General features: G+C 70.6%; 18 protein-coding genes, 1 tRNA gene, 2 pseudogenes and 1 riboswitch. Of the genes and pseudogenes, 10 read left to right on the top strand and 11 right to left on the bottom strand.

Features of this window, described 5'->3' with window-relative positions; translation table 11 throughout:
* Positions 1-270: 270 nt before the first annotated feature.
* Positions 271-2,373, bottom strand: coding sequence for an asparagine synthase-related protein (locus ACTWQO_RS40155; protein ID WP_443242308.1), 2,103 nt, complete (start codon positions 2,371-2,373; stop codon positions 271-273).
* A gap of 681 nt (positions 2,374-3,054) precedes the next feature.
* Between ACTWQO_RS40155 and ACTWQO_RS40150 the strand changes: the two genes are divergently transcribed.
* The 4 genes and pseudogenes from ACTWQO_RS40150 to ACTWQO_RS40135 all read left to right on the top strand — a co-directional run bounded on the left by ACTWQO_RS40150 (position 3,055) and on the right by ACTWQO_RS40135 (position 8,419).
* Positions 3,055-4,479 (top strand): MFS transporter, encoded by a 1,425-nt coding sequence (locus tag ACTWQO_RS40150; protein ID WP_443242307.1) that lies wholly within the window; start codon positions 3,055-3,057, stop codon positions 4,477-4,479.
* 81 nt (positions 4,480-4,560) lie between these two features.
* Positions 4,561-5,772, top strand: a complete 1,212-nt coding sequence (gene lhgO, locus ACTWQO_RS40145) for an L-2-hydroxyglutarate oxidase (protein ID WP_443242306.1) — start codon at positions 4,561-4,563, stop codon at positions 5,770-5,772.
* A gap of 559 nt (positions 5,773-6,331) precedes the next feature.
* The gene (gene trmB / locus ACTWQO_RS40140; protein WP_443242305.1) at positions 6,332-7,102 is read left to right on the top strand and encodes a tRNA (guanosine(46)-N7)-methyltransferase TrmB; all 771 of its coding nucleotides are present in this window, start codon (positions 6,332-6,334) and stop codon (positions 7,100-7,102) included.
* A gap of 24 nt (positions 7,103-7,126) precedes the next feature.
* Positions 7,127-8,419, top strand: a pseudogene (locus tag ACTWQO_RS40135) (PrsW family intramembrane metalloprotease).
* 232 nt (positions 8,420-8,651) lie between these two features.
* Here the strand turns inward: ACTWQO_RS40135 and ACTWQO_RS40130 are convergent.
* From ACTWQO_RS40130 to ACTWQO_RS40095, 8 genes and pseudogenes are all read right to left on the bottom strand, one after another.
* Positions 8,652-9,692 (bottom strand): annotated as a pseudogene (locus ACTWQO_RS40130) (M23 family metallopeptidase).
* 11 nt (positions 9,693-9,703) lie between these two features.
* Positions 9,704-9,861: riboswitch (cyclic di-AMP (ydaO/yuaA leader) on the bottom strand.
* A gap of 251 nt (positions 9,862-10,112) precedes the next feature.
* Positions 10,113-13,229, bottom strand: coding sequence for a helicase HerA domain-containing protein (locus ACTWQO_RS40125; protein WP_443242304.1), 3,117 nt, complete (start codon positions 13,227-13,229; stop codon positions 10,113-10,115).
* Positions 13,226-13,837, bottom strand: coding sequence for a hypothetical protein (locus ACTWQO_RS40120; RefSeq protein WP_443242303.1), 612 nt, complete (start codon positions 13,835-13,837; stop codon positions 13,226-13,228). The genes ACTWQO_RS40125 and ACTWQO_RS40120 overlap by 4 nt, the downstream gene beginning before the upstream one ends.
* Positions 13,838-13,867: 30 nt before the next feature.
* The gene (locus tag ACTWQO_RS40115) at positions 13,868-14,953 is read right to left on the bottom strand and encodes a hypothetical protein (RefSeq protein ID WP_443242302.1); all 1,086 of its coding nucleotides are present in this window, start codon (positions 14,951-14,953) and stop codon (positions 13,868-13,870) included.
* A 10-nt stretch (positions 14,954-14,963) separates the two neighbouring features.
* The gene (locus tag ACTWQO_RS40110; protein WP_443242301.1) at positions 14,964-15,467 is read right to left on the bottom strand and encodes a DUF4365 domain-containing protein; all 504 of its coding nucleotides are present in this window, start codon (positions 15,465-15,467) and stop codon (positions 14,964-14,966) included.
* A gap of 154 nt (positions 15,468-15,621) precedes the next feature.
* Positions 15,622-15,698, bottom strand: a tRNA-Met gene (locus ACTWQO_RS40105).
* Positions 15,699-15,753: 55 nt separating this feature from the next.
* Positions 15,754-16,971 carry an alginate lyase family protein gene (locus ACTWQO_RS40100; RefSeq protein WP_443242311.1) on the bottom strand — a complete coding sequence of 406 codons (1,218 nt, stop codon included), beginning with the start codon at positions 16,969-16,971 and terminating at the stop codon, positions 15,754-15,756.
* A 102-nt stretch (positions 16,972-17,073) separates the two neighbouring features.
* Positions 17,074-18,204: a dihydrofolate reductase family protein gene (locus tag ACTWQO_RS40095; RefSeq protein ID WP_443242300.1), complete on the bottom strand. Its 1,131-nt coding sequence runs from the start codon at positions 18,202-18,204 to the stop codon at positions 17,074-17,076.
* Between the two features lie 65 nt (positions 18,205-18,269).
* Between ACTWQO_RS40095 and ACTWQO_RS40090 the strand changes: the two genes are divergently transcribed.
* From ACTWQO_RS40090 to ACTWQO_RS40080, 3 genes are all read left to right on the top strand, one after another.
* Positions 18,270-18,785: a MarR family winged helix-turn-helix transcriptional regulator gene (locus tag ACTWQO_RS40090; RefSeq protein WP_443242299.1), complete on the top strand. Its 516-nt coding sequence runs from the start codon at positions 18,270-18,272 to the stop codon at positions 18,783-18,785.
* A 106-nt stretch (positions 18,786-18,891) separates the two neighbouring features.
* Positions 18,892-19,527: a GTP cyclohydrolase II gene (locus ACTWQO_RS40085; protein ID WP_443242298.1), complete on the top strand. Its 636-nt coding sequence runs from the start codon at positions 18,892-18,894 to the stop codon at positions 19,525-19,527.
* Positions 19,528-19,603: 76 nt separating this feature from the next.
* Positions 19,604-20,662 carry a helix-turn-helix domain-containing protein gene (locus ACTWQO_RS40080; protein ID WP_443242297.1) on the top strand — a complete coding sequence of 353 codons (1,059 nt, stop codon included), beginning with the start codon at positions 19,604-19,606 and terminating at the stop codon, positions 20,660-20,662.
* Between the two features lie 177 nt (positions 20,663-20,839).
* Here the strand turns inward: ACTWQO_RS40080 and ACTWQO_RS40075 are convergent, their stop codons facing one another.
* Positions 20,840-22,276: a glycosyltransferase family 39 protein gene (locus ACTWQO_RS40075; RefSeq protein ID WP_443242296.1), complete on the bottom strand. Its 1,437-nt coding sequence runs from the start codon at positions 22,274-22,276 to the stop codon at positions 20,840-20,842.
* A 196-nt stretch (positions 22,277-22,472) separates the two neighbouring features.
* The gene (locus ACTWQO_RS40070) at positions 22,473-22,835 is read right to left on the bottom strand and encodes a hypothetical protein (protein WP_443242295.1); all 363 of its coding nucleotides are present in this window, start codon (positions 22,833-22,835) and stop codon (positions 22,473-22,475) included.
* Between the two features lie 316 nt (positions 22,836-23,151).
* Between ACTWQO_RS40070 and ACTWQO_RS40065 the strand changes: the two genes are divergently transcribed.
* The 3 genes from ACTWQO_RS40065 to ACTWQO_RS40055 all read left to right on the top strand — a co-directional run bounded on the left by ACTWQO_RS40065 (position 23,152) and on the right by ACTWQO_RS40055 (position 25,207).
* Positions 23,152-24,150, top strand: coding sequence for an acyl-CoA desaturase (locus ACTWQO_RS40065; RefSeq protein ID WP_443242294.1), 999 nt, complete (start codon positions 23,152-23,154; stop codon positions 24,148-24,150).
* Positions 24,151-24,198: 48 nt separating this feature from the next.
* Positions 24,199-24,597 (top strand): DUF5994 family protein, encoded by a 399-nt coding sequence (locus ACTWQO_RS40060; RefSeq protein ID WP_443242293.1) that lies wholly within the window; start codon positions 24,199-24,201, stop codon positions 24,595-24,597.
* A gap of 97 nt (positions 24,598-24,694) precedes the next feature.
* A complete protein-coding gene (locus ACTWQO_RS40055; protein WP_443242292.1) occupies positions 24,695-25,207 on the top strand; it encodes a DUF5994 family protein in 513 nt (170 codons plus the stop codon).
* The last annotated feature ends 48 nt before the right edge of the window (positions 25,208-25,255 follow it).

Here is a 25,255-nt window from a genome sequence, read left to right as displayed (position 1 = left end):
ACCACGCACCCGCGGTCGCCCACGGCGGGAAGGGGACGCGGTGGGGGTGTCCGCCCGCAGCGGTTGTCGCGTCAACACGGGCACCTCTGTGAACGACCGAGCCGCGACGTTCCGAGGACGGACACCCCCACCGCGGCCCCGACCCCACCACCAACCGAAGGCGCTACGCGCACCCCCACACACCCGCACCCCCCGCCGGGAGGCACCCCACCCACTCACACGCGCCCGAACCGCAGCCTCAGCCCCCCGCCAAGAGGCACTCCCACCCACTCACGCCTGCCGAGCCGCAGCCCCAGCCCCCAACGCCCGCCCCTGGGGCGTGATCCCGGCCGGTACCGCGCGCGTACGTGCCGGTGTGCCGGTCCAGCAGGTTCCCCTTCGGGCGAGCAGACGGCGGAGCCACAGCTCCAGGGAGACCAGGTCGGCCAGGCCGTCCAAGGGCAACGGCTCACCCTCGGCCGCCGCACGGATGGCCTTGCGGACGACGCGGGCCTCGACCAGCCCGGCCTCGGCGAGGAGGGGCGTGCCGAAGAGGGACATCAGGGTGTCCGCGGAGACCCGCAGCCCCATACGGGCGGCGGCCGCCGAGTAGGCGTGCGAGGGAGCACCCCAGCCCGGCGGAAGATCGGTGACGCCCGCGCCCTCCAGCACCGTACGGAGAATCGCGGCCCGCGCACCGGGCCGTACCCGCAGGGCCTCGGGAAGGGCGCGACAGGCGCGGACCACCTGGTTGTCGAGGAACGGCGCGTGCAGCCGCTGGAAGCGGACCTCCGCGGCCTGCTCCAGGACCCGGAGGTTCGTCGCCTGACGGGCGAGCGCGGCACGCGCGCGGTAGTCACCGGGACGCTGCCCGGGCCCGACACCCGAGCGATTCGTCGCCCCTTGCAGAAGAACCGATACTTCAGCGAGCGCCTCCCCGGTCAGCCACCGGGCGGCAGGCCCCGGTCTGCCCCAGGTGAGCGCGGCGAGGGACGCCCCCACAGCGCCTCCTGGTTCGTCGAAGCGCCGCCGCAGCAGCCGCTCGGCGAGGTTCTCCAGCCCCGCCCGGTACGGCGTACGGGCCAGCCGCCGGGCAGCGCCGTACACGCGCGCGGGGACCAGCACGGACCCCCCGTCCGCCTTCGCCAGCGCAGCGACGGGCCGCACCAGATACCGCCGCTTGCGGTCCATCAGCAGATCGGCCAGCCGCGCCGGATGCGCGTCCAGGACCTGCCGGGCCCCGTACCCGGTGAAGTGGTCCGCGCTGCCGGAGGCGAGCCGGGCGCGATGCCGGGCCGCCGTCACCAGACAAGAACCGGGCTCATCCGTCAACGGCCCGTCGAGATCGGCGTACGGCAGCGTCTCCTCGCCCCCGGCCACCACCACATGGTGCAGCCGGGGATTCGCCGCCAGCGCCCCCGCCCGCTCGAGCTCGGCCTCCCGGCCGCCCACAGCCAAGTCGTTGAAGGTCACGGCCAGCAGCCGCTCCCCCGCCCCCGTGCCATGCCCGAGCACGGTCCCCGGCATCCCCGGCAGCCCGGCGGCCAGCAGCGCCAGCGTCCCCGACGCCGGCCCCCCGGACAGATCCGCCCCGATCCCCGGAACCGGCATCCCGCGCGCGGCACGGCGTTCGGCGGGCCCCATCCCCGGCACCGGCCCGGGATCTATGTCGGCGCCGGGCACATGCCGGGGCGCGGACAGACGCGCGCGTACGGCCTCGATGAGCGCGTCGCGCACCGCGTCGACCGCGCGGTCCGGGTCGGCCGAGGGCGCGGCGACGGCGAGGGAGGCGACCTGCTCGTACCCGGCGATCTCCCGCGCCCCGGCGCGCAGGATCAGCGCATGCCCCGGCGGAATGCGCCGTACGCCGTCATAAGGGGTGGAGTCGTGCAGCGCGGCCGGCACATCAGGGGCCGCCAACAGGGCCGCCAGATGCCCGAAATCGAGGTTGGCCTCGATGAGATCGGCCAGCGGCAGGGCGGCGGTGGCATACGCCGTACCGCCCGCCCAGGGCGTGTAGAACACCGGCCTGGCACCCGCCAGATCGCCGCAGACCATGATCCGCCGCCCGACCTGGACGACGGCCGTGTAGCTGCCCGGCCAGGCGGTCAGATGCCGAAGTGCCCCTCCGCGCGCGGCGAACAGCCCGACCCGCAGCTCCTCGTCCGTCGCCCCGCACGTACCGAGCACCGCGATCCGGGTCTGCGGGTCGGCCTTCACCACCCGCACCTCGTCCGGGCGCCAGTCGCCGACCGCCCACAGCGGATCGGGGTCGCCCCACAGGAGTTGGGAGCCCACCGGGTGCAGCGTCTCGCCCTCGTAACCGGTCGCGCCGGCCGAGCCGGGCTCGACGGCACCCGCGGCGGTGCTGCTCCATCCCACCAACCACCGCATCGACGCCTCCACAGACTGTGGACAACCAGTGCACCGCACGAACCGGAGCACCATGCTGCCATGAAGGACGCGCCCCAGCAGGGCGGTGGCACCGCTTGTGCTCGGGGAACGCGTCTCTGAGGAGATACCCGGAATCGCCCGAACACCCGCACGGGAGAAGGCATCTGCGACGCGAATGCGCCCCCGATACGCTCCCCCAAAACACCGGATGCGCCCTCAACTCCCATGGTGGGAGCGGTAATCGCCCACAGAATGAGGGGTCGGTTTTCGGCCAAATCGCCGACGCGAGGACACGCGTGCACACGCTCCGTACATGCCCTGCCCATCGCCGGGCGGGCGCACAGTCCGGGAGGCGGAGTTCGCCCCCCGGACCGGTCCGCCGCCCGCGGGGATGTAGGCGGCGGTGTCCCCCAGCCCGCTGGATCCAGTACAGCGGGCCGACCCACGCACCTTCATGGAACCGCTCCCCCGATGGCCGGAGAAGAGCGCACGGGCGGGCGCACAGCCACACAGCGGGAGCACGTCACAACAGTCCGTACCTGAGCCGCACTTCAGTACGGACCACAATCCCGCCATCCGGAAGAATGCCCCTTAACGCTTGGGATGCGGCGAACTACGCTGGGTTTACGAATGCCGCGTGGTTATGCCAGCGCGGCAGCCGTCTGTGTCGAGGGGTGGCGCATGTCCAGGGAGCAACGCGGGCCGAACGAAAAACTCGGCGCCGTTCTCGCCCTCGCGGGAATCAGCAACGCAGGACTCGCGCGACGCGTCAACGATCTTGGCGCTCAACGCGGGTTGACTCTTCGCTACGACAAGACGTCGGTGGCGCGCTGGGTGTCGAAGGGCATGGTGCCGCAGGGCGCGGCGCCGCACCTCATCGCCGCCGCCATCGGCCAGAAGCTCGGCCGCCCGGTACCACTCCACGAGATAGGCCTGGCGGACGCGGATCCCGCACCAGAGGTGGGCCTCGCCTTCCCCAGAGACGTCGGACAGGCCGTGAAGTCGGCGACCGAGCTGTACCGTCTCGACCTCGCCGGGCGCCGGGCCGGCTCCGGCGGCATCTGGCAGTCACTGGCCGGGTCGTTCGCAGTCAGCGCATACGCAACGCCCGCCTCACGGTGGCTGATAACCCCGGCCGACAGCTCGGTGGCACGCGACGCGAGCCCGTCCGAGGGCGCCGGGTCACCGCTCAAAGTCGGCCACAGCGATGTGCAGAAGCTGCGGGAGGCCGCGGAGGACGCCAGGCGCTGGGACTCCAAGTACGGGGGCGGCGACTGGCGTTCGTCCATGGTGCCGGAGTGTTTACGGGTGGAGGCGGCACCACTTCTGCTCGGCTCGTACTCGGACGAGGTCGGCAGGGCGCTGTTCGGGGCGAGCGCCGAACTCACCCGCCTCGCCGGGTGGATGGCCTTCGACACGGGCCAGCAGGAGGCCGCGCAGCGGTACTACATCCAGGCCCTGCGGCTCGCCCGCGCGGCGGCCGACGTACCCCTCGGGGGGTACGTGTTGGCGTCCATGTCGCTCCAGGCGACGTACCGCGGCTTCGGCGACGAGGGCGTCGATCTCGCGCAGGCCGCGCTGGAACGCAACCGCGGCCTCGCCACGGCCCGCACCATGAGCTTCTTCCGCCTGGTGGAGGCACGCGCGCACGCACGCGCGGGTGACGCGCAGGCCGCCGGGGCGGCCCTCAAAGCCGCCGAGGGGTGGCTGGAGCGGTCCCGGGAGGGGGACAACGATCCGTCCTGGCTCGGCTTCTACTCGTACGACCGTTTCGCCGCGGACGCGGCGGAGTGCTACCGCGATCTGAAGGCGCCGCGACAGGTACGCCGCTTCACTGAGCAGGCGCTGTCGAAGCCGACGGAGGAGTTCGTGCGGTCGCATGGGCTGCGGCTGGTGGTGTCGGCGGTCGCCGAGCTGGAGTCGGGCAATCTCGATGCCGCATGTGAGCAGGGCGTGCGGGCGGTGGAGGTGGCGGGGCGTATCTCCTCGGCTCGTACCACCGAGTATGTGAAGGATCTTCTGCATCGGCTGGAGCCGTACGGCGACGAGCCGCGGGTGGTGGAGTTGCGGGAGCGGGCTCGGCCTCTGTTGATGGCTCCGGCGTAAGTGCCGCGCGGCGCTGTGGTCCCCTGCGTTTGAAGTGACTGTCAGTGGCGCAGTGCACTATCGATAGCGGGAGGTGGTGCAGTGCGGCGCGGGAGCGGTTACGACTGTGACGTGCTCGTGGTCGGCGGTGGGATCGTCGGGCTGTCGACGGCGTATGCGATCACGCGGGCCGCGCCGGGGACACGGGTGACGGTGCTGGAGAAGGAGGGGGGACCGGCCCGGCACCAGACGGGGCGCAACAGCGGCGTCATCCACAGCGGGATCTACTACAAGCCGGGCTCGCTCAAGGCGCGGTACGCGGTGCGGGGCGCCGCCGAGATGGTGAAGTTCTGCGCGGAGTACGGCATCGCGCACGCCGTCACCGGCAAGCTCATCGTGGCCACCGACCGGGAGGAGCTGCCCCGGCTGCACGCGCTCGTGCAGCGCGGCCGGGAGAACGGCATTCCGGTGCGCGAGCTGGGCCCCGCACAGGTCATGGAGTACGAGCCGGAGGTGTGCTCGGTCGCCGCGATACACGTCGGGACGACCGGCGTCTGCGACTTCGTGGGCGTGGCCCGGCAACTGGCCGAGGCGTCCGGGGCGGAGATCCGGTACGGCGCGGAGGTCGTACAGGTGGATCGGCGCCCGACGCTCGGAGTGGCCGTGCGGACGCGGGACGGGGCGGTCGTACGGGGGCGGGTGCTGGTGAACTGCGCCGGGCTGTACTGCGACGAGGTGGCGCGGCTGACCGGGGACGAGCCCGGGATGCGGATCGTGCCGTTCCGCGGGGAGTACTTCTCGCTGGCGCGGCCCGAGCTGGTGCGGGGGCTGGTGTATCCGGTGCCGGATCCGGCGTTTCCGTTCCTCGGGGTGCATCTCACGCGCGGGATCGACGGAGGCGTGCACATCGGGCCGAATGCGGTGCCCGCGCTGGCCCGCGAGGGGTACGGGTGGGGGACCGTGCGGGTGCGGGAGCTCGGTGGGGTGCTGGCCTGGCCGGGGGTGTGGCGGATGGCTGGGCGGCACTGGCGGTATGGGGCCGGGGAGCTGCGGAGGTCGGTGTCGAAGGAGGCGTTCGCGCAGGCCGTGCGGAGGCTGGTGCCGGCGGTGACGCGGGACGATCTGGTGCCGGCTGCGGCGGGGGTGCGGGCGCAAGCGGTGTTGCGGGACGGGACGCTGGTGGATGACTTCATGATCCGGGAGGGGGAGCGGGCGGTGCATGTGCTGAACGCGCCCTCGCCTGCGGCGACGGCTTCGCTGCCGATCGGGCGGGAGGTGGCGCGGAGGGCGTTGGCTGTGCTGGGCGGGGTGTAGCTGTGCGGGGGGGGGTGTTGGCTGAGCTGGGCGACGTGTAGCGGTGCGACGGCGTTGGGGCTGGCCGGGGTGGGTCGCGCGGCCCGGGGCTGACGGGGTGCCGCGGGGCTGGGCGCCGTGAGGTGGGTCGCGCAGCCCGGCGCTGACGGGGTGCCGCCTGCGCCCACCCGTGCCGCCCCAGGCGGCACGAATGCCCGCAGCTTGGCGGGACCACGCCCTGCCGCCCGCTGGGCGGGTACCGCCCTCACGGCACACATGCCCGCAGCTTGGACGGGACAGCGGCCTGCCGCCCGCTGGGCGGGTACCGCCCTCACGGCACACATGCCCGCAGCTTCGCGGGACCACGCCCTGCCGCCCGCTGGACGGGTACCGCCCTCACGGCACACATGCCCGCAGTTGAGCGGGGCGGCGGGCGCAGCTTGGTGGGACGGCAGTCCACCGCCTGCCGGGTGGGCGCCGCCCCCGCGGCACCCATGCCCGCAGCTTGGCGGGGGCCAGTAAAATCGACCCCACTGTGTCTGAGACTCACCACGCCACCGAAGCTGATCACGCAGCCGGCATGTCCATTCGTCATAGCCGAGCCAAGGGGGAGCCGCGGTTTCCCGATGGGCCGAAGGCCGATCCCGCGGGGTCGCATTTCGAGCGGCGGATTCGGAGTTTTCAGCCTCGGCGGAGCAGGGTGACGGCGGGGCAGGCGGATGCGTTGCAGCGGCTGTGGCCCCAGTGGGGGCTGGATATCGACGGGCAGCGGGTCGTCGATCTGACCGAGCTGTTCGGGAACGCGAACCCTGTCGTGCTGGAGATCGGGTTCGGGATGGGGGAGGCGACCGCCCAGATGGCCGCGGCGGACCCCGGGACCAACATCCTCGCCGTCGATGTGCACACCCCCGGCCAGGGCAATCTGCTCAACCTGGCCGACCACCACGGCCTGTCCAACATCCGTGTGGGCAACGGCGACGCGATCATCCTGCTCCGCGAGATGCTCGCCCCCGACTCCCTCGACGGGCTGCGCGTCTTCTTCCCCGACCCCTGGCCCAAGAAGCGGCACCACAAGCGGCGGCTGATCCAGCCGGAGTTCCTCAGCCTCGCCGCGACCCGGCTGAAGCCGGGGGCGACCGTGCACTGCGCGACCGACTGGGAACCGTACGCCGAACAGATGCTCGAGGTGCTGAGCGGGCACCCGGACTTCGAGAACACGCAGCCCGACGGCGGTTTCGCGCCGCGTCCCGACTTCCGGCCGCTCACCCGTTTCGAGGGCCAAGGGCTGGACAAGGGACATGTCGTGAACGACCTGCTGTTCCGCCGCGTACTGCACGAAGGTCCCCAGTAACCTTCCCTCGTTAGGGTCAAAACCGTGGCCACCACCCCCCCGTTCCCGCCGCACACCGGAGATCCCGCCGGTGGCACGCGGCGGCACGCGCACTGGTGGCAGAAGCGCTGGGTGCGGTACGGCGCCCTCATCACGCTCCTCGCGCTGTCCGGCCTCGTCATCCTCGCCCTGGTCCGCGAACAGACCGGCACGGAGGGGTTCCTGGTCGGGCTCGGTCTGTCGGTGTTCCCCGTGCCGCTGCTGATAGCCGCCTTCCGCTGGCTCGACCGGGTCGAACCCGGCCCCTGGCGCAACCTCCTCTTCGCCTTCGCCTGGGGCGCCTGCGCGGCGGCGCTGATAGCGATCGTCGCCAACAGCTTCGCGACCAGATGGATAGCTACGGCGACCGCGGATCCGTCCAGCGCGGACACCCTCGGGGCGACGGTGATAGCGCCGATCGTGGAGGAGTCCGCCAAGGCGGCGGCCGTACTGCTCGTCTTTCTCTTCCGGCGACGCGACTTCACCGGGATCGTCGACGGGGTGGTGATAGCGGGGGTCACCGCGACCGGCTTCGCGTTCACCGAGAACATCCTCTACCTCGGTACGGCCTTCGGGACCGACCAGCTCACCGGCGACCGCGGTATCGCCTCCGTGACCGCGGCGACGTTCTTCGTCCGCATCATCATGTCGCCGTTCGCCCACCCGCTCTTCACCGTCCTCACCGGCATCGGCTTCGGTGTCGCCGCGCTCTCGGCGGACCGGCAGCATGTCCGGCGCGTGCTCGTGCCGCTGTCCGGGCTGCTGCTGGCGATGGGCATGCACGCGATGTGGAACGGCTCGTCGAGCTTCGGCACGTACGGGTTCTTCGCCGTGTACGCCATCTTCATGGTGCCCGCGTTCGTGCTGCTGACCTGGCTGTTGATCTGGACGCGGCAGCGGGAGCTGAGGACCGTACGGGCCGAGTTGCCCGCGTATGTCGCCGCGGGCTGGCTGGGGCCGGCCGCGCCCTTTGTACTCGGGTCGATGCGGGCGCGGCGGCTGGCCCGGGAGTACGCCCGTCGTCACTTCGGCAGGCCGGCGGGGCGGGCGGTGGCGCAGTACTAGGCGTACGCGACGTCGCTGGCGTTTCTGCGGCATCGGGGGCGGCGGGGGCGGGCGGGGGCCGACTTCGTCGTACGGGAGCGGGAGTTGCTGCATGAGCTGTGGCAGCGGAGGGGGGTTGCGGGGCCGGCGCTGGACCATGCGGCGCGGGTGGCTGCGCCGCCTTTGCCGGTGTACGGGGCGTATGGGAATGCGGTGCCGTATCCGTATCCCGCGTACAACCCGTATCGGACCTAGCCGGCGTTGCGAGTGGCCCGGCGTGCGGCTGGGCGGGGGTGGGTGCGCGGCCCCCGGCGCTGACGGGGTGCCGCCTGCGCCCACCCGTGCCGCCCTAGGCGGCACGAATGCCCGCAGCTTGGCGGGAGGTACTGCCGCCTGCCAGGTGGGCACCGCCCCCGGCGGCACGCATGCCCGCAGCTGAGCGGGACGGCGGCCGCAGCTGAGACGGCCCCGCCGCAGCAGCGCTACCTCAGGGGTTCAGCCCCTTGCTCCGCAGCCACGCCATCGGGTCGATGCCGCTGTCGGAGCCGCCGGTGTGGACCTCGAGGTGGAGGTGGGCGCCGGTGACGTTGCCGGTGGCGCCGACGCGACCGATGACGTCGCCGGTGGCGACCTTCTGGCCGACGCTGACGCTGATCGAGGACTGGTGGGCGTACCAGAGCTCGGTGCCGTCGTCGAGGGTGAGGACGGTCTTGTAGCCGTAGGAGCCGTCCCAGCCGGCCTCGGTGATCGTGCCGCTGTGGATGGCCTTGATGAGCGTGCCCGTGGGGGCGGCGAAGTCGAGGCCGGTGTGGTAGCCGGAGGACCAGAGGGAACCGGCCTGACCGAAGGTCGAGGTGATGGTGTACGAGGAGGTCGGCAGCGCGAACTGCTTGGCCAGCTGGGCGAGCCGCTCGGCCTCCGCCTTGGCCGCGGCCTCCTCCTCCGCCTTCTTCTTCGCGGCGGCGGCCTTGGCCTTGGCCTCCTGCTCCGCCTTGGCGGCCGCTTCGGCGGCCTCCTTCTGCGCGGCGGCCTGCACGGCCTGCGCGGCCTTGCTGTCGACCTGGTCCTGCTGCCGCTCGGCCTGGGCGAGGATCCGGGAGCGCAGCGTCTCACCCGCGTCGGCGGCGGACTGCTCGCTCTCGGTGGAGGCCACGCTGACAGTGCTGAGCGCGGTCGCGGTGTCCGCCGAGTCCTCGGCGGCGTCGTCCTAGATGATCGAGCCCACGGACGGCAGGTCGGGCAGGGAGATGGACACCGGCGGCTTGCCGGTGTTGGCGCTGGCCATGCCGCCCGCGCCGACAGCGGCTATGACGCCGACGCCGAGAACCGTGGAGCTCCGGGCGAATGCCCCGTTGCGCTGCTTGCTGACGCGGTGCCGGCCGCGTACGGGACGAATGGACTCCTCGGTGGGGTTCCACTCCTCCAGCGGGCCCTCGTCGTCGGTGCGGTAGCCGCCGTACACAAAGGTGTCGGGCTCGCGCTGACTCGGCACGAAGGGGGCCTCGGGGGCAGGCCGGTTGGACGCCACGTAGGCGTACTCCTTTCCTTCCTTCTCGCCTACCGGGTTAGCTGACGGGTTCGGAGCAGGAAGGTCTCCTACGCGCGTATACCTACCGTGCTTCCACGGTGGCATCCGCGCGATTCACCCCAAGGTGGTGGTTCCCCGGTTCCCTTGCGGAATTCGGCGCGTGCGCACGGAGCCGACTCTTGTGACGGCTGGGACGACCGCGCTGCGTTATCGAACGTTAATAGACGCGGGGGCCGGATTCCAAGCGGTTCCGCTTGATCATTAACGTTTTTGCGCAGGACGTACGGGTCATGACCGATGAAAAACGGGCGAGTTGGCCGCGCCTCAGCGACAACTCAGCAGTCACACCAGTTCTGACGTTGTGTCAGTTGTTACCGGAGCGGGACCGTCCACTCACGCCGGGTGACAACAACCGCGCCCTCACGTACCGCGGCGGGCTCGCTCGACGATCTCGTCCTCCTTGAGCGGCACATCGTGGTGACTGAGACAGATCGGCACCTCGATCTTGCTGAATCCGGTCCCCTCGGTCGCGGCGTTGAACATGCCGCGCGAGAGACCCGCGAGGTTGTCGAGGACCGCGTTCCGCGCCTCCGCCATGGTCTCGACGGCGTTGATCTGAGCGGGAACGGTAAGGCGGCCGATGAACTGGTTCACCGTGTTGCCCAGCGCCTGATTGTGGATCCCCCTGGGCGTCTGCGAGGCGAGGACCATCCCGAGTCCGTATTTGCGTATCTGGCGGATGAGTTCGACCGTGCTCTCCGTACTCGGACTCGCCGCACCGGAGGGTACGAAGTTCTGCGCCTCGTCCATCACCAGTAGCCCGCCCAGGGCACGGTCGCCGACCGGGTGCGCCCGGAACCATGAGAACAAGGTCGCCTGGAGACGGCTGACGAACTGGGCCGGTCCGTCGCCGGACAGGCCGACGAAGCTGATCACCGAGATACGGGCGGTCTTTCCCGGCGACGGGATCAGGAGCATCCCGGGATCGGCGGGTGCGCCGGACTCCCCGAACAGCGGGTCGGTCTCCATCGCGGCTTCCAGCGTGTCCGCCATCTGAACCGCGAAGCGACTGGTCCTGCTGTTCACGATGTCGGGCGAGGGCTCGGCGAGCAGCTCGACGAAGCCGGCCAAGGTCTTGCCGCCGTCGCGCGCGTACCGTTCGAGGGCACGTTTGAGCACCCCCAGCTGCTGGGTCGCGCGAGCACTGCTGCCCCGTACACCGGCATGCGGCGCGAGTGAGGTCACGGTCGACCTGACCAGACGCGGGAAGTCGTCCTCGTCGTCAAGGACCGGACCGAAGTCGGGGAGCGGGTAGAAGGAGATCGGGCGTCCCCGGTTCAGGCCCGGCGTCCACACCACCACTTCGACATCCGCGAAATAGCGTCGGGCCTCGCGCTCCTGTTCCTCCGCCCAGCGATCCGGCGTGCGCGGCCAGGGGTCGCCGAGCCGGGCGAGGTCGTCGTTCGGATCCAGCACGATCGCCGAGACACCGCGCAGAGCACATTGCTCCACAAGTCGCTTGATCAGGACCGTCTTGCCCGATCCCGCCGCCCCCACCACCGCGGTGTGCATCCGGAGCCGTTCCATGGGAACCGCGAACGGACGGCGGCCCCGGACCGTGGCGCCGATGACGATCTCGGTACGAGCCGGCTCGGCGTCCTCCGACATGTCCGCCGCGTCCGCCGTGTCCCCGCTGGAGCCGGTGTCCGTGGCCGTGATGCCGAATTGCTGCCGCAGATCGGCCAGCACCGGCGCGAAGACCTCTATACGGGAGGCGGGGCGTTCCTGTCGCAGCCATTCGGCCAGGCCTGGCGCACGGTCGTCGAGCATGGCCCGGAGAGCGGCCAGGGTCCGGAGATCGGCGGCGCCGATCGGTAACGACACCCCACCCCGCGCCTCGAAGTCGTCCTTGATCTCCTTGGTCTTGGCACCGCTCGGATACGGCATGTTCCGCAGCAGGATCAGACGGCGACTCGTCAGGTGGGCCGCCAGGCCGGCCTCCACAGCCGCGTTGCGTATCCGGGTCTGGGCGGCGCGAGCGTTGTCCGTGGCGATCGCCCGTAAGGACCAGTGGATCTCGCTTTCGCTGTCCTCGTCGACGACATGGCGCAGCCGGGCGTGCAGCGCCGCCTTGCGGCCGAAGTCCGTCTCGATGAGGAACCGTGTCTCGTCCGCACCGAGTTCCTTGACCAGGCTCCGCAGTCCCGCGCCCAGCAGGGCGGGCATCACGTCGTCCTCGGACGCGGCGTTGAGCGGCCCGCGATCATCGGCCTCGGCACGGAGCTTTGCGAAGGACTCGGTCAAGGCGTTCAGGTTGCCGGCCATCACGGGCGTGGGCTGTGCGGCTCCCATGGGCTCTTCGCCTGTCAGGGAGGTCAGTTCGGAAACCGTGCCGGTCTGCTCACAGTCGGCGAGGTGCTTCTCGACGCGCTTGAGCAGCCGCCGTGCGGTGAACCGGTGGGGGGCTTCGGCCAGCGCGGCCGGGCTGATCGGCCACGTCGGGTAGGGCGGGGTGAACCCCTCGGCCTCGTAGCCCTGGCGAAATCGGTTGCTGATGATGGCGGCGGCAGTGGCCTCGTCGGGAATCGCTCCGAGTGTCGGCAGGACCTCGAACCGATCCAGGGCGGACCGAACCGCCGACCGGGAAATGAGCCCCCAGGTGTCCTGGAGACACGCCACGACCATCAGGGTCCGGCGGGCTTCCTCCCGCAGTTCCATCAGGCCGGCGGCGATGTCGCTGCTCAGCCGCTGCGCTGCCCGGCTCCCGCCGGACGCGGACGACGTCAGCGCAGACGTCTCCGACGCGGACACCAGGTTGTCCAGCTGGTCGAAGGCGAAGACCAGCGGCCCGACGAGGGCGAACAGGCGCGTGAGATCGCGGAGCAGGAGTTGCGCCGGCCGCCCGCGCGGCGACATCCCCCAGGCGGCACTCCGGCCCTGATCGTCGTCGTCCAGCGCGAGGTAGGCCTGGCCGATCCCCGCGGCATCGCCTGTGGAGGCGACGAGCGCCAGCGCGCGGGCCGTATCGGCGGCCTCGTTGCCGACCTGCCGGTCGATTTTCCGGATGCCCTGAACGAACGCGTCGACATGGGCGCGCGTCAGCTCACGCTCACCGATGATGGCGCTGTGGGTCTCGGTGTCGAGGCCGGCTCGGTGCGAAAGCTCACCGAGGAGGCGAACCAGCTGCAACTGGTCGCCCTCGTCCTTGCGGTACAGACTGTCGACGAGACTGTTGGCGGCGCCCTCCCAGAAGTCCCGGCCGGTCACGAGCTTGATGTAGAAGAAGAAGCCGCCGCGCTCCTGGATCTCGTGGCGGGTCCAGCCGAGCAGATGCGTCTTGCCCGATCCGCGCTCACCGCATACCACCGCCGCGACCGGCGAGTGGGCGCGCTCGACGGCGCTCATCGCCCTTTCCAGCCGCCGGTACACCTCCGGATGAAGGCCGTCGACGTGGTAGGGGGTCGGCGTCCAGATCTCGTCCTGCGTCGGCGCGGTGCTGATGTGGATGGTCTTCAGGGCCGCGATCTCCCTGTTCACGCCGGTCCGATCCGCAGCAGGTGGCGGGCTTCGCCGCCGATGTCGACAGCGGCCTTGCGGTCATCGTCGTTCAGCGCGCGCTGGTTGAGTTCGGCCATCAGTTGTACGTCGGACTGCTCGATCATCCGGTCGAGTTCGGCGTCGACGACCCCCCGTGGCAGGCCTTCGAGCCATGGGCGCAGCGCCGACAGTTTGACCCAACTGCCTGGTTCGCGGCGGACGGTGAGTTCCGCGTACACCGCGCGGATCCAGCCCTCGACGTCGGGCTTGAAGAACTCGCCGAATTTGGTGCCCGAGCGGGCCAGATACTGTCCGACACTGTCCAGCACCGCAAACAGCACGCCGGCCGGAAACTTCGCTCCGTCCGGACGTCCGGCCACCAGAGCGGACTCGCACCAGGTCTTGCCCGCGGGCGTGAGCTGGTGCGTGTTGACCGCACCACGTTTCTTGGTCGCGATCCGCTCGACATCCTGATTCGCTCGTCGGCGTATCTCCGCGCTGACCTCCAGTCCGGCGAGATCGCGCAGTTCGCGGTTGGTCACCGGTCGTGCGACCACCATCAGGGCAAACAGCGATGCATGATCGCGTACGGTCAACTCCGTCGGCACAGTACCCCTCCTCGATGAGCCGAAAGCCGTTCAGATGTCGAGCCCCCGCCCGGGCACCAGTTCCACCCGGCCGGTCGCGCTGGACAACTCGCCCGTCACGGTGATCTCTTGCCGCTCCCGATGCACGGTGATCGCCCGGTCGTACGAGGCCTGGTCCGGAAGCCGCACCCAGACGGCCCGCCGGACCAGTTCGGCGTGCTCGGTGCGCAACTCGCCGCGGACCTTGATCCGCCACCGGTCGTTGCCGGCCGCGTCGTCGTGCAGCCCCTCGACCACACCGGAGAGCGTCGCGGCACCGGTGGCGCTGAGGCCGCGAAGCCGGGTGGCCGCCGCCGACAGAAGCGATCCCGAAGTCTCGGGGAAGGCGACGACGTGTGACGGCGCGTCGAGGGGCTGCGAGCGCGCCCACCGGAAGGTGATCTCGAACGGCTCGCTCCGGTCGGAGCCGGAAAGATCGCTGAGCGCCTTGCACAGATCCGCCGAGACGCCGGCCGTGACGGTGTCGTCGAATGCCGCGGGCTCCTCCGCCGCCACGGCCGCCTGGGCGGCGCTCACCGCTTCATGCATCTGGACCAGCACGGTCCGACCGGCGATCTGCTCTCCACTCGGGGCCTGAGCCGTCGTATCCGCCGGCACCCGGGTCTCCACGATGTAGCTTCCGGCTTTGGACGGGCCGAGCTCGGCCGCACGCAGGAGGTCCCCCACCACGCCCGGTGCCCTGCCGGCGAAGGAGAAATGCGGCCCCTGCACGACGGTGCGCGTCGCCGCACTCAGGAGGCTGCGGACGCCCACCACGGCCTGCGCACCCAAGAGGAGCGACGTGTAACCCGGGTCGTGCCCCGTGGGAAACGTCCGGAAATACTGCTTGTCCAGCTGCGGTCTGGCGATCTCCAGAGCGATGTCGCCCGCCGGTCGGTCCTCCAGCGCGGACAGGCAGCGAAGGATCTCCCGGACCCGGCGCTCGTTGTCCCCCATACCGTCGCGACCCGGCACCAACACCTCGTAGTCGCCCGGATGTTGCCAGACACTCGCCCCGCGCCAGCCTCGCGGATCCCGCTCCCAGCCCGTTTCGGCCAGATAGCCGGCGATGTCAGCGACCTTCAGCGGAATCGTCATCTCGGTTCCCCTACCAGTCCGACTGGGTCTCGGTGAGCCGGCGCAGCGAAGAGGCGGTGAGCACGTTCGCCGTCGGAACCCTGACCGGACGCTTTCGCTCACGATCAGGATTCGTGATCGGCTCCTCGGAACGGAGTGAGACGAAATAGCCGAGGTGACGCAGCATGACGCCATCGGTCGTCATGGCCGCGTACTCCTGCTTGTCCGCGGGGACGCAGATGACGAACAAGAACCGAGGAACGGTGAAGTCGGGACCGGCCAGCTTGTTGAACTGCCACTCGTTGAGCCCGCGATAGGTCAGGTGACCGGACGACCCGGATGGCGCCGACCATGTCTTGATCTGAGCTTCGACAGTGGGTGACAGCACCCGTCCGTATCGACCGGTGGCGCGGAATCCGAGATCGACCCCATCGGCGTCGAGATCGCCTTGAATGACGATCAACCCTGCCGCGGAGGCAAGCACACGGACGTAGTCCTCGCCGAATTTGCCCTGATGCTGTCGGGCATCGAGCATCCAAAGCCCCCCTGCTGTGGCGCACAGTAGTCAGGAGCTTACGGGAGGCTCCAAAGACTGTCAGGGTCAAAAAGTGGACCTTTGGACAGTCCCGAAACAGCAGAAAGAGGCACCTTCGAATAAAACTTCGAAGGTGCCTCTTCAACTGCATATTTGGTAGCGGGGACAGGATTTGAACCTGCGACCTCTGGGTTATGAGCCCAGCGAGCTACCGAGCTGCTCCACCCCGCGTCGTTGTGTTCACTAGTCTACGCCATCCGCGGGACACCCATGACCACACGTTGATTCACCCTGCGGCATTGCCCGCGTGGGTGAGGGTCTCCCAGGCGACGAAGAGGCCGTCGGTACCGGCCGGGCGGGTCCGTTCGGCGAGTCTGCGGGCGGCGGGGACGGTGACGTGAAGCCGGTCTTCCAGGTGGTTCAGTACGACTTCCAGGTCGGGCCCCATGGTCCTGGCGACCTTGCCGCCGCACAGCCAGGACGGTGCCGGCTCGCCCAGCTGGTGCCGGGCGTGCAGGGACAGGGCGGCCTTGAGCCGGTCCTTGACCTCGCCGTACAGGTCGACGCCCTGGTGCCAGGCCGTCTCGGCGATGTGCGCGGTGGCGGCGAGGGAGTGGCCGACGTGCTCGAAGTCACGGCAGGTCTCCTGGGTGACGCCGTCCTTGTAGGTCGACTGCTGGAACCAGTACGACCTCAGCCGCTGCGGGGTGTCCATGCCGGAGCCCGGCGCGGTGAGCGGGTGGCGGCCGTCCTTGCGCAGGTAGAAGTAGGCGGGGACACGGTCGCGGAAGCGTCGCAGGGCGTGGTCGAAGGTCTTGTGGTCGTCGAGGAAGACGGCGATGCCGATGGCCGCGTCGGTCGAGGCGAGATCCCGGTTTCCGTTGACGTCCAGGACCCGGCGGGTGACCCGGGGGAGGTAGACGGTTCGGAGCATGGTCTCGAAGCGCTGTACGCGGTCGGCGGGCCAGTCGGCGCCGGGTGTGTGCCGCACGATCTCGGCGGCCCGCGCCCAGGTCGACCCGGCCCAGGCCGCCTGGAGTCCGGCGTTCTGCCCCGTGTGCCGCTTCAGCTTCGCCGACCAGCCGTCCATGATCTCCCGGGCCTTGACGGCGTGCTGCCGCTTGCCCATGACCGTGAAGAGCAGGGCGTGGGTGTAGGCGGCGATGGCGTCCGTACGCTCCTGGATGCAGCCTCGGCCGGCCATGGCACCGGCCGGGCAGTTGACGGTCTGGTACGGCTCGGCCCGGTACTTGTACGCCCCATATCTGCTGTCCCGCATGTCGAGGAACGCCTTCAGCCACGGCTGCCTGCCCGCCAGGACGTTCTCTCGTACGGCGTCCAGCTGGGCCTTGCCGACGAGGACACCGGGGTGGGTGAACTCGGCGTCCGGCGGGAGGGTGCGGGCCATGGTGCGCGAACCGTCGGCCGTCCCGCAGGAGGCGAGGAGTGCCGCGGCCAGGGGCGGGATCAGCAAAGCCGTCGTCCGTCTGCGCACCGACCCCATCGCCGCCTCCGTGCCGTGATCCACACCCGCTCATTCGCAGCGTGCCCGGTGCGGGGACGGGGCGCAGGATCTGATGGGCCGAAGGGGAGTTGAGGTCGGTCCTCACGCCGCCAGGTGACGGTTCGGTGCCTTCGCGCGCTCCTCGTACTCCGGCAGTACGACGACGTCCACGCCGGCCGCTTCCAGCATCCCGCTGCCGTCGGCGGCCACCACGAAGGTGTCCGGCTCGCGCCACGCGGTCACCACGCGCCGTACTCCGGCGTCCAGGATCAACCGCGCACACGGCGCGGGGCGGGACGCGCGGTGGGCGCATGGTTCCAGGCTGCTGTACACCGTGGCGGTGGCCAGCCGGGGGTCGGTCGGGTCGAGCTTCGCCAGCGCGGCCTCCTCCGCGTGGACGACCAGGTCGCCGCCCTCACGGGAGTGGCCCCGCGCCAGCTCCGTCCCGTCGGCCGCGACCACGACCGCTCCCACGCTGAACGCGGTCCGCGAGGGAGGGCACTGCCCGGCCAGTTCGCAGGCCAGGGCGAGCCAGTGGTGGTCGGCGGCGGAGGCCGGCCGGCCGGCGCCGGGTGCGGTGGGCTCGTAGCGCATGAGCACGACGTCCTCGATCTGCCGTGTCTCCAGCAGGCGGAGGCGGCCGCCCTGATATCCGCCGGGGCCGAACAGCCGCGGCGCCTTCGGGTCGCCCACGAACAGCGGCGCCAAAACCAGCTGCAACTCGTCGGCCAGCCCCTGCTGGAGCAGCTGGGTGTGGATGACGCCGCCGCCCTCGACCATGAGACGCCGCACGCCGCGCACCTCGTGCAGGTGCTCCAGCAGCCGGCGCCAGTCCAGTTCCGGGCCCAGTGGGACCACGTCGGCATCGACAGGCGTGGCGTGCAGGCGCTGGGCGCCCTGGTCCGTCGTATAGACGACCTTCTCGCCTCCCGTGTGCCAGAACTTCGCCGTCGGGTCCAGGTCTCCGGAGCCGCTGACCGTGACCTTCAGGGGGTAGGCGGGCTTTCCCGCGGCCTCTCGTGCCGCTCGGCGCCCGGGGGAGTTCACCAGGAGGCGGGGGTTGTCGGCGCGGATGGTGCCGGCGCCGACGAGGATGGCGTCGACCGAGGCCCGTACCTCGTCGACGCGGTCGAAGTCGGCCGGGCTGGACAGGAGCAGGCGGTCGGGGCCGGTGTCGTCCAGGTAGCCGTCGAGGGAGACGGCGGCGGACAGCAGGACGTAGGGGAAGGGCATCTGCGTACTCCACCTCGGCGACGGGCGGGCTTGGTTCAAGTTTGAAACAAACCTACACTGGATGCATGACGACCCGCTGGCTCACCCCCGAGGAGCAGCGCGCCTGGCGCGCGTACATCGGCGCCGTCCTCCTGGTGGAGGACGCGCTCGACCGGCAACTCCAGCAGGAAGCCGGCATGCCGCACATGTATTACTCCATCCTTGCCACTCTGTCCGAGACCGAGGAGCGCAAGCTGCGCATGACCGACCTCGCGGCGCGGCTGAAGATCACCCGCAGCCGTCTGACGTATGCCGTGACGCGCCTGGAGAAGGACGGGCTGGTGCGGCGCGAGAACTGCCGCTGGGACAAGCGCGGCAGCATCGCGGCGCTGACCGACGAGGGGATGACGGTCCTGGAGCGGGCGGCACCCGGGCATGTGGAGACCGTACGGGCGCTGCTGTTCGACCGGCTGACCCCGGAGCAGGTCGGGCAGATGGAGGAGATCTTCAGCAAGGTCGCCGAGGGGTTCGAGGGGGACGCGGCGCAGGCGGCGCCCGATGACGTGCCGTGGCGGCGGCGGTCGACCAAGCCCTGTTCATGACGCGGATCACAAATGCGTTGCTTCAAAATTGAAGCAGAGGTAGGGTCCGAGACCGAGGAGCTGCTTCAAATCTGAAGCAGATCTGCCCGAGGACCGGAGTACCCGCATGCCCGACTTCCCCGCCGCCACCCAGCGCTCCCGCGTCCGCGTGCCGCTGCGCTTCGGAGACGGCTACAGCGTCGATGCCGAACTGGTCACCTTCCACGGACTGGCCGACGGCCAGGAGCATGTGGCCGTCGTCCTCGGCGATCCAGGGCCCGTCCCCTTGGTGCGTCTGCACTCCGAGTGCCTCACCGGCGATGTCTTCGGCTCGGCCCGCTGCGACTGCGGCCCGCAGCTGCGCGAGGCCGTCGAGCGGATCGCCGACCGCGGCGGGGTCCTGCTCTACCTCCGCCAGGAAGGCCGCGGCATCGGCCTCTACAACAAGCTCGACGCGTACGCCCTTCAGGACCAGGGCCTCGACACCTACGCGGCGAACACCGCGCTGGGCCTGCCCGAGGACGCCCGCGACTACACGGCGGCCGCGCAGATGCTCACCGCCCTCGGCGTCGGCGAGCTCGACCTGCTCTCCAACAACCCGGACAAGGCGGGCCAGTTGCGGGACCTCGGCATCGGCGTCCGCGACCGCGTGCCGACCGGCGTGTTCACCACCGCCCACAACGTCCGCTACCTGCGGGCGAAGGTGCTCCAGACCCAGCACACCCTGCCGCTGGGCGAACTGACGGAGCGTACGGCAGGCTGACCTTGCTCGCACCCGACGACGGGAGCCTTCCGGGCGCCCTTCTCGGATGACGTCCGCGCCGGGCACTATCGACTCCATGTCCATCGCCGGCATCCCCGACATTCCCGAGGAGACGTCAGGACAGGACGCCCCAGCGGCGGGCCCGTTCCTGACGATGGGGTCCGACTCCGTGCCGGAGCCGGACCGGTTCAGCTGGTGGGCCGAGGTCGTCGACGAGCTGATGCCGGTGTCGATCAGCAGCGCGCACGCACCCCGCTTCGAGGGCCGGCTGGAAGCCGTGGGGATGCTGCCGCGCAGCCAGGTCACGACCTTCACCTTCTCCCCGATGACCGCCCGCCGCTCCCTGGCCCAGATCCGCCGCCAGGATCCCGAGGACTACTTCATGATCCTCGTCGGGGGCAACAGCTCCATACGGCTGGAACAGTCCAGGAACGTCGCCTGCCTCGGCGCCGGCGAAATGACCCTGTACTCGAGTTCCCGCCCGCTGATCAGCGATTTCCACGACCCCGAGCAGCAGTGCCGGATGACGGTGCTGCGGCTGCCGCGCACCGTGCTGCCCCTGGCCGACGGCCGGGCGGACCGGCTGCTGGCCGAGCCGCTGCCCACCGGGACCGGTTCCGCGGCGCTGCTCGCCCCGTATCTGACGGACCTGCCGGACGCCGCCCGCGGCTGCGGACCGGCGGAGCTGGCCCGGCTCGGTTCCGTCGCCGTCGATCTGGCCGCGTCCTTGCTGGCCGCGCGGCTCGGCGAGCAGGACGCGCTGCCCGTCGAGACCCGCAAGGCCGCGCTGCTCGCCCGGATCAACGCCTTCATCGACCACAACCTGGCCGACCCGTGGCTGCGCCCGGCGGCCATCGCCGCCCACCACCACATCTCCGTACGCACCCTGCACACCCTGTTCCGCGACGCGCCGGAACCCGTGGCCGCCACGATCCGGCGCCGCCGCCTGCAACGCAGCCACGCCGACCTGACCGACCCCGCCCTGAGCCACCGCACCATCGGCGAGACCGCGGCCCGCTGGGGATTCCGCAACCCGGCCGACTTCAGCCGGGCCTTCCGCGCGGCCTACGGAGTCTCCCCGAGCGAGGCCCGGGAGCGTGCACAGAATGCCAAGGATCTCGGCACGGGCTGCTAAAGACGCGACTGACCAGCTCAGGCGAGAGTTGGATCACAGCATCCCAGTGACTTCAGGACCGGGACCGGACCCCATCGAGCACACCCTCGATGCGGGGGAGGACCGCGGGGGGACCTGGAGGCACTGGGGTGCTTCCTGACTCACGGGAGCATTTGGGGCGTGTCACCGGACTCATGTTCACGGCTTGTGATCGCGACGCTCGTACACGATGACCCGCCGCCCGCGGACCTGCTCGTCCGCCACCGCTTCGAAGTACTCCCGCAAAACGGCGTTCTTCACGATGTCCCGCTTCGCGGATACGGGCCGGGCCACTTCGGGCACATCCGTGACCAGCACTATGCGCCGCTGTTCCAGCATGGCCGCCCTGATCCGCTCCGGGTCGGCTTCCTCGCCCTTCAGCGTTCCGGACGCGGTGGGGCTCTGCGCCAGCGCGATGTCCCGCAGACCGGCGAAGGCGTCGGGGGAGACCAGCTGGGTGTCGCGCCGGGCCGCCGGTATGAAGACCACCGCGTCCCCGGCCCTCTTCAGTTTCCGTACGTTCGCGGCCGCCGACAGGACGTCGTCCACCCGGCTCGCCGGAGACCGCGTGGCCAGGGACTGCGGCAGCAACGCCACCACCGCCACTGAGACGATCGCCGGAACCAGCCAGGGCACCGCCCTGGGGAACCGGGGCCCGACCACACGCACCGCCGCGCCGATGACCGCGCCGATCAGCAAGGTCAGACCCAGCATGCTGAACAGGACATAGCGGTCCAGGAACAGCGGCTTGATCAGGGAAAGACCGAGCAGCCCCACCTGCGGCACCGCAAGCAGCGGCAGTCCGACCGCCGCCACCGACAGCCGGCCCGCCCGCGGCCGGTCCAGCGACACTCCGAGACCGCCGATGGCCAGCAGGACCGCCGGGCCGATCAGCGCGTGCCATGTCAGGGGCGGGATCCACGACACCTGCTCGGACTGCGTCCGGCTGAACAGAATCAACGGCAGGACGCCCGCCGTCGCGGCCGTCGCTGCCACCGACCAGCGTGTCCACACTCTCCGTTCGGCCTTCGTCCACATCAGGGTCGCCGCGTGCGCGGGCAGGATCAGCAACGACAGCCAGTTCAACAGCGCGCACACCAGGACCACGCACCCGTACGCGGCCCAGTGCACCGCGCGGCCCCTGCCTTGGAGCACGGTCACCAGCAGCAGGGTCGAGAGCGCGGACCCGGCCATGACCAGGGCGTACGGACGTCCCTCCTGGAGGTGGAACTGCACGGCCGGCAACAGCCCGAGCGCCAGCCCCGCGGCCAGGCCCGCCCTGGCTCCGGCCAGGCGATGACCCATGACCGTCACACAGGCCGCCGCTGCCGCCACGGCCAGGACAGAGGGGAGTCGCAGGACGGTGGTGCCGGGGCCGAAGCCTTCGAAGAGCGTGTGCATCAGCAGGTAGTAGAGCCCGTGTACGGCATCCACCTGACCCAGCATGTGCCAGATCTCCCCGGCCGATCGGCGGGCCACCTGCCAGGTCGCCGCCTCGTCCCGCCACACACTGTCTTGCCGGGAGATTCCCCACAGGCCGAGCGCCAGGGTCCACAGCAGCGGTATCGCCCACAGGGGCAGGCGGCGCCGGAGCATGGATATGTGGCAAGACATGAAGACGTTCGGGTCCTTGAGGTGATGATGCGGACCGACGTCATGAACATGCCTGCGAGAGCCGCCTCCGTACCTTAAGCAAGGAGGACGATCTTTAGCGACTGATGACAGCTGTGAACAGGTTCACTGCCCAGGCAGTGAACCTCGAGCCCTCACAACCCATCAGGCCCGGCGTCGTTCAGAGGCGGAGCAGGCGCTGGGTGATCTCCCGGTACTGCCTCAGCGCGAGGTGCAGGTCGGCGGACTGCTTTTCGGCGTCCTGATCTTCGGAGTCCTGGTCCTGCCAGCCCGCGCGGAGAGTACGCCGCTGTTCGGCGAGGGCCTCCATGAGCTGGGCGGTGGCCTCGTCGAAGGCGCCTTCGGCTTCCTCCAGGGACTCACGCGGAGCGTCGGGGAACGTGTTGACGGCCCGTCCGAGTCGCCGGACGATCTTGTCCCGCTCGTCCGGCGGGAACAGCGGTGCCGGGCCGGGCGCGCGGCGTCCCGCGTCGCCACGGGGCTGGTCGGCGGACTGTCGGGCGCGTGTCTGGTCGTACATCATCAAGTGCCGCTTTCCTGTGCGTTGTGCCGGATTTCCGGAGCGGCATGGCTCTGAGCCGTGCCGCCAGTCAACGTCCGGCGTCGGCCCGTGTCAACGCGATACCGCCCGCGAGCGGACACGGTTGTTACACGGGCAGGAGTACGGTGAGAACCCGAGGGCCTTTCACATAGCGGAATTCGGACCGGCTCCGGGCCGTCATCTCATGGTCCGGTGAACCACCAGACCACATTCCCTTCCACTCCACCGCCCGTCACACGTCCTCAGGGCAGCCCGTGACCCCGGCCGCGCCATCCGCATCCAGGCCGAGGAGCCACGCATGTCACGCAGCCCGACCACGTCCACGACGGCCACACTGTCAGCCCCCGCCCCGCCCCAGGGCTACGACGGAACGTCCCCCTTCCCGCCGGACGGACCGGCGCCCCCGCGCGACGGCGGTGAACGGCTGTACGTCACGGTGACGGCAGTGATCGTCGTCCTGCCGTTCCTGGCGATCGGCCTCGCCGGCTGGCTGCTGTGGGGCAGCCTCATCCATCCCGCCGACATCGTGCTCGCGCTCGTCCTCTACACGGTCACGGGTCTCGGCGTCACCGTCGGCTTCCACCGCGGTCTCACCCACGGCAGCTACCGGGCCGTCCGACCCGTGCGCATCGCGCTCGCGGTGGCCGGATCGATGAGTTTCCAGGGCGACGTCATCGGCTGGGTCGCCACCCACCGCCGCCACCACGCCTTCACCGACCGGCCGGGGGACCCGCACTCGCCGTACCGCTACGGCACGCATCTGCGCGGCCAGTTGCGCGGACTGCTGCACGCGCATGTCGGCTGGCTGTTCCGCAACGACCGTACGCCGCCGGAACGTTACGCGCCTGACCTGCTGGCCGACCGCGACATCCGCGGCGTGGCCCGCGCCTTCCCGGCGCTGTGCGTCCTCACGCTCGCCCTGCCGTTCGCGGCCGGCTGGCTCATCGGAGGGACGTGGCTGCACGGCGTAACCGCCCTGCTGTGGGCGGGACTTGTGCGCATCGCGCTGCTCCACCACGTCACCTGGAGCGTGAACTCCCTCTGTCACATGATCGGTGACCGCCCGTTCCGCACCCGGCGCCATGACCGGGCCACCAACCTGTGGCCGCTCGCCCTCCTCTCGTTCGGCGAGAGCTGGCACAACCTCCACCACGCCGACCCCACCAGCGCCCGCCACGGCGTCGACCGGGGCCAGCTCGACCCCTCGGCCGCCGTCATCCGCCTCCTCGAACGCCTCGGCTGGGTGCACGACGTGCGCTGGCCCACTCCGGCCCGCGTCGCCGCCCGCCGCACCTGACCCCGAGCACTCATCTCCTCCGCCGCACGGCGATCGACAGGAGCTCCAGTGACCACCGCCATGCAACCCCCGCTTCCCTCCCACCCCCTCCTACGCCTGCGCCTGGCACCCCACGGCCGTATGCCCCGCCCCATCGACGGAGCGTGGTGGCCCCGTTCGTACGACCTGCTCGCCGAACTCCCCTGGCTGCTCGCCGGGTTGCCGCGCGCGTGGGGCCACATCACCAGCGTCACCGTCAACGGGGCGACATGGTCCGCGGTGCCCGGCCGGATGCTCGTCTCCAACCAGGTCGTACGACTGCACCGGACTCCCACGGCATCCGCCGCCCACACCATCGTCCTGCTCTCACCCGGCCAGGGACGCTGGGACCTGCTGGTCGTGCCGCCCGACACGACCGAGGAGGCCGCGGAACCACTCATGGCAGCCGCGGCGGACGTGCACACGTAGCGCGAGCCGGCGGGCTTCCCGGTCGCCGCCCGCCGGGGAGTACCGTGAAAACGAGGAAGCCACTCGGTTTCCTCATTGCCGGCGGGCAGGTGAGGCGATGTCCGACTCCGACTCCCCGCGTGTGACCAGGCTTCTGCCGGACACCGTCCACCGGGCCGTGCGGCCCGGGACAGCCGTCGTCCGGCTGGAGACGACACACGACCGGCTGGGAGTGCTCGACGGGGCGTGGTGGCCGCGTTCCCACGACATCGCCGCCGAGTTGCCCGGCCTGATCACCGCACTGACCGAGTACCTCGGGCCGGTCACGCGCGTCGGCCTGGACGCGGACGCCTGGGAAGAGCTGCCGACGCGGATGACCATCGAGGACCGCGTCGTCCACATCGACGCCTCTTCCATCGGCGACGACACCGTCCTCATCACCCGGGGCGAGCAGGATCTCTTCTCCCTCCTCGTGGTCCCGCCGCATGCGACGCCCGACGCCGCGCGCGCCGCCATGGCCGAGGCCGTCCGCGCCGACAACGTGACGCAGGCCGAACAGATCCTCATCGACACCGGCACCGAGCGCGCGGACCCGAGCAGCACGGAAGGCCCGACGGCCGGGCGCCCATGACATCCGCTCCCGCCTCGAAGGCGTCGGCGTACAGCTTCGCCGCGGCCG

The sequence above is a fragment of the Streptomyces sp. 4N124 genome (assembly GCF_052245395.1).
Lineage (GTDB): Bacteria > Actinomycetota > Actinomycetes > Streptomycetales > Streptomycetaceae > Streptomyces.
This window is presented reverse-complemented; position numbering and strand designations above follow the sequence as displayed.